General features: G+C 46.8%; 1 pseudogene. It reads left to right on the top strand.

The annotated features are described in order from the left end of the window. A pseudogene (locus IQQ51_RS21930) lies at positions 1-213 on the top strand (IS5/IS1182 family transposase); the annotation flags it as partial. Positions 214-267 lie beyond the last annotated feature (54 nt).

Below are 267 nucleotides of genomic sequence, written 5' to 3'. Positions count from 1 at the left end.
AAAAGCTCTATGGCTCGAACAAAAAGTGGAAACAGAAGTATGGTACCACAAGCGGTCATTATCGGAGACCGCGATGTATCGCGTAAACGACTACTCGGAGCTTCACTCACGCTTCGGAATTACAACGCACAAGTAGGTAAGGCTTACGCCATGAGCAAAGCACTCAACAAGCTAACCGGGATAGGTATGCCCGAAACTCAGTATGTTGTTTAAAACGCGAGCTATTTAGCTAGCGTTCGCTCTTTAGCTGAATTCGGCAACAAAGCC

The organism is Vibrio sp. OPT18, from assembly GCF_015163615.1.
GTDB classification, from domain to species: domain Bacteria; phylum Pseudomonadota; class Gammaproteobacteria; order Enterobacterales; family Vibrionaceae; genus Vibrio; species Vibrio coralliirubri.
The sequence above is the reverse complement of the archived record's forward strand: the minus strand, read 5'-3'. Positions and strand labels throughout refer to the sequence as shown.